5 protein-coding genes and 1 tRNA gene are annotated in these 3,780 nt (G+C 62.9%); 4 read left to right on the top strand and 2 right to left on the bottom strand.

Annotation, left to right across the window (positions count from 1 at the left end; all coding sequences use genetic code 11):
- Positions 1–103: 103 nt before the first annotated feature.
- Positions 104–358 carry an accessory factor UbiK family protein gene (locus ACTIE1_RS16575; protein WP_439560707.1) on the bottom strand — a complete coding sequence of 85 codons (255 nt, stop codon included), beginning with the start codon at positions 356–358 and terminating at the stop codon, positions 104–106.
- A gap of 121 nt (positions 359–479) precedes the next feature.
- Here ACTIE1_RS16575 and lgt point away from each other — a divergent pair, with 121 nt between their 5' ends.
- The 4 genes from lgt to ACTIE1_RS16555 all read left to right on the top strand — a co-directional run bounded on the left by lgt (position 480) and on the right by ACTIE1_RS16555 (position 3,429).
- Positions 480–1,373: a prolipoprotein diacylglyceryl transferase gene (lgt, locus tag ACTIE1_RS16570; RefSeq protein ID WP_439560708.1), complete on the top strand. Its 894-nt coding sequence runs from the start codon at positions 480–482 to the stop codon at positions 1,371–1,373.
- Entirely contained in the window at positions 1,370–2,428 is a 1,059-nt protein-coding gene (locus ACTIE1_RS16565) for a class I SAM-dependent methyltransferase (RefSeq protein ID WP_439560709.1), read from the top strand. Before lgt ends, ACTIE1_RS16565 begins: the two co-directional genes overlap by 4 nt.
- Positions 2,425–3,189 (top strand): peptidoglycan editing factor PgeF, encoded by a 765-nt coding sequence (pgeF, locus tag ACTIE1_RS16560; protein ID WP_439560710.1) that lies wholly within the window; start codon positions 2,425–2,427, stop codon positions 3,187–3,189. The genes ACTIE1_RS16565 and pgeF overlap by 4 nt, the downstream gene beginning before the upstream one ends.
- Before the next feature lie 150 nt (positions 3,190–3,339).
- Positions 3,340–3,429 (top strand) — tRNA-Ser (locus tag ACTIE1_RS16555).
- A 156-nt stretch (positions 3,430–3,585) separates the two neighbouring features.
- On the opposite strand, the gene ACTIE1_RS16550 is transcribed toward ACTIE1_RS16555, so the two are convergent.
- Positions 3,586–3,771 carry a potassium channel family protein gene (locus ACTIE1_RS16550; RefSeq protein WP_439563502.1) on the bottom strand — a complete coding sequence of 62 codons (186 nt, stop codon included), beginning with the start codon at positions 3,769–3,771 and terminating at the stop codon, positions 3,586–3,588.
- Positions 3,772–3,780 lie beyond the last annotated feature (9 nt).

Raw genomic sequence — 3,780 nt, 5'->3', positions numbered from 1 at the left:
CCGGCAGAAAGGTCCGCATAGCGGCCCCTCAAAACCTTCACCCGCACGAGAAAGTGCGGCCCCGATCAAACTGCGGGGCCGCGCTGCCGTTGTGACGCGGCAATCAGGATGCGGGGCGGTCGCGGGCTTCCAGCGCCTCAAGGCGGGCTTTCAGGGCCTCATTTTCCTCTCGTGCTTTCTGGGCCATGGCGCGCACGGCGTCGAATTCTTCGCGCGTGACGAATTCGCGGTCGGCCAGCCAGCGGTCCAGCAGGCTTTTCATCGCTGTCTCGGCCTCGGTGCGCGCACCCTGGGCCACGCCCATGGCGTTGGTCATCAATTGGGACATGTCGTCCAGAAAACGGTTGCGGCTTTGCATCTTGGCCCCTTCGGCGTTTGGCTTTTATCCTATATGTGACCTTGGCGCGCGAAACTCAAGGTTGACTTCTTGCGCAAGGGCACGTCACACAGTCGCACCTTTCCAGTTTCAAGGCCCCTGAATGACCCTTCCGCTTGCGATTATGTTCCCCGATATCTCGCCCGTGATCTTCCGGATTGATCTGGGCAGTTTCAGCTTCGCGCTGCGCTGGTATGCACTGGCCTATATCGCGGGTTTCCTGCTGGGGTGGTGGATCATCCAGTCGCTGATGAAACGCCCCGCGCTGTGGCCCGCCGACACGCCCCCCCTGCCCGCAGCCAAGGTCGAGGGGTTGCTGACCTATGTGATCATCGGGGTCATTCTGGGCGGGCGTCTGGGGTTTGTCCTGTTTTACCAGACCAGTTATTACATGGCCTATCCTGCGGAAATCCTGCGCATCTGGGAAGGGGGCATGTCCTTCCATGGCGGGTTTGCGGGTGTGGTGGTCGCGGGGCTGGTCTATTGCCGCCGCCACGCTGTGCCGCCCTTGCAACTGGCCGATTCCATGGCGCTTGTCGCACCTATTGGCATCGGACTGGGACGGGTTGCCAATTTCATCAATGCCGAACTTTGGGGCAGGCCCACGACCATGCCATGGGGCGTGGTTTTTCCGGGCGCGCAGGCGCAGACCTGCCCGTGGGACTGGCCTGTGGCGCTGTGCGCACGCCACCCCACACAGCTGTATGAAGCCGCCCTTGAAGGGGCCGTTCTGTTTGCCGTCCTTGCGTGGCTGGTCTGGCGCAGCGGCTGGCTGAAATCCCCCGGTGCAGTTACGGGCGTGTTCATCGCAGGCTACGGGCTGGCGCGGTTCACGGTCGAATTCTGGCGGCAGGCCGATGCACAATTCATCAGCCCCGACAACCCGCTGGGTCATGTCGTGTCACTTGGTCAGGCAGGGGTCACGATGGGACAGGTCCTGTCCCTGCCGATGATCGTGATCGGCCTTGCCCTGCTATGGCGCGCGCGCCGCACATGACGGCACTGCGCGACAGCCTGATCCGCCAGATCGCGGCACAAGGCCCGATCACAGTGGCCGAATATATGACCGCCTGCCTGCTGCACCCGCAACACGGCTATTACACAACGCGCGACCCGTTCGGGGCACAGGGCGATTTCACCACAGCCCCCGAAATCAGCCAGATGTTCGGCGAAATTCTGGGCCTGTGTCTGGCACAGGCCTGGATGGATCAGGGTTGCCCCGCGCCCTTCACACTGGCGGAACTTGGCCCCGGTCGCGGCACATTGATGGCTGATATGCTGCGTGCAACGCGCGCGGTGCCCGGCTTTCACGATGCCGCGCAGCTGCATCTGGTCGAGGCATCGCCTGTGTTGCGGCGCATTCAGGCCGCGGCCCTGCCCGCCCCCAAATTCCATGACAGCGCCGATACATTGCCCGATGCGCCGCTTTTCCTTGTCGCCAACGAATTTTTCGACGCCCTGCCCATCCGCCAGTTCCTGCGCATGGGCGATGGCTGGCGCGAACGTATGGTGGGGCTTCAGGACGGGCAGCTTGCCTTCGGGCTGGGGCCTGTGACGCGGCTTGACGCATTGTACCACCGGCTGGCGGACACGCAGGAGGGGCAGATGATCGAAACCAGCACCTCTGCCCGCCCTGTCATGGCGGCCCTGGCGCAGCGGATCGCGCAACATGGCGGCGCCGCGCTGGTGGTCGATTACGGCGACTGGCGCAGCCGCGGTGACACGCTTCAGGCGCTGCACCAGCATGCGGCGGACGACCCGCTGGCCCATCCCGGTCAGGCCGATCTGACCGCCCATGTCGATTTCGAGGCACTGGCACAGGCCGCCCTGCCGCTGCGTCCCACATCCCCGACACCGCAAGGGGTGTTTCTGGAACGCCTTGGCATAACTGCCCGCGCAGAACATCTTGCGCGCGGACTTGCCGGAGAAGCCCTTGAAAGCCATGTCGCCGCGCATCGGCGCTTGACGCACCCGCAGGAAATGGGTCACCTGTTCAAAGTTCTGGGGCTGCACCCGACCACAGCCCCTGCCCCGCCCGGATTGGACCCATGACGCTGGAGATTCTGACCGCCGATTCGCTGTCCCCGCTGCGCCACGGGTTCTTTACCCGCAGCGGCGGGGCGTCCTCCGGCATATTCTCGGGACTGAATTGCGGGCCGGGATCATCGGACCAAAGCGAAACCGTGCGCACCAACCGCGCCCGCGTGGCACAGGCCATGACGCTGGATGCCGCAGCCCTTGTCACGCCCAATCAGGTGCATTCCGCGAATGTGGCCACGCTCGACACTTGCCCGCCAACCGGCAGCCCCCCGCCGCAGGCCGATGCAATGGTCACGGCCAAACAGGGCATCATTCTGGGCATTCTGACCGCAGATTGCCAGCCTGTGCTGTTCGCCGACCATGCTTCCGGCGTGATCGGTGCTGCGCATGCGGGCTGGCGCGGGGCACTGGATGGCATTCTGGAAAACACCCTGGCCGCTATGGAAGCGCTTGGCGCATCGCGCGCCAGCACATGCGCGGTCATCGGCCCCTGCATCAGCCAGCGCGCCTATGAGGTCGGACCGGAATTTCTGGAAGAGTTCATGGACCATGACACAGGCTATTCGCGCTTTTTCGCAAACGGCCGCGACGGGCGATACCAGTTCGACCTGCCGGGCTTCGGCCTGCATCGCCTGCGCGCGGCAGGCATCGCAGAAGCGTCATGGACCGGCCATTGCACATATTCCGACCCGCGCCTGTTCTTCTCCTACCGGCGCAGCGTCCATGAAGGACAGGCCGATTACGGCCGCCTGATTTCAGCAATCCGCCTGTAGGGGACCCGGTCACCTTATGCGCGCCCCTGCCTATGGTTGGGCATCGCGCGTGATCGCTGTGACAATCTGACGGGAAAGACATTTTTCCACTGTCCCAATCGCATTCATGGCTTGCATTCCATTCCAACCATAAGCTACACGGCACCAGCCGGAGAGGTGGCCGAGTGGTCGAAGGCGCACGCCTGGAAAGCGTGTAGGCGGGAAACCGTCTCGCGGGTTCGAATCCCGCTCTCTCCGCCATGCGATTTTTGTCTAGAAAAACAACGCAATTTCAAATACTTAAGCGGATACCCCTTTTCACGGGACCCCCTACAGGACCCTCCACGGGACCCCCTAGATGCAGTCTTACGTTCACCTCTGGTAAGTCTCATAGCTCAATGCGGTTTGCACTAGCGCTTAATCCCGACTCGCCCGAATGTTGCGCAGGGCATCGCTGAAAGCGCCCGCCAAAATTCCGGTTGGTAATGCAATTAGTCCAATACCTGTGAGAGCCGTAAATGCCGCCGCTACGCGGCCAAGCACGGTAACAGGGACTGTGTCGCCGTAGCCTACAGTTGTGAGCGTGGCGATTGACCACCACATCGCCCTAGG

Origin of the sequence: Roseinatronobacter sp. (genome assembly GCF_051859525.1) — a bacterium.
In the GTDB taxonomy this organism is placed as follows: Bacteria; Pseudomonadota; Alphaproteobacteria; order Rhodobacterales; family Rhodobacteraceae; genus Roseinatronobacter.
This window is presented reverse-complemented; position numbering and strand designations above follow the sequence as displayed.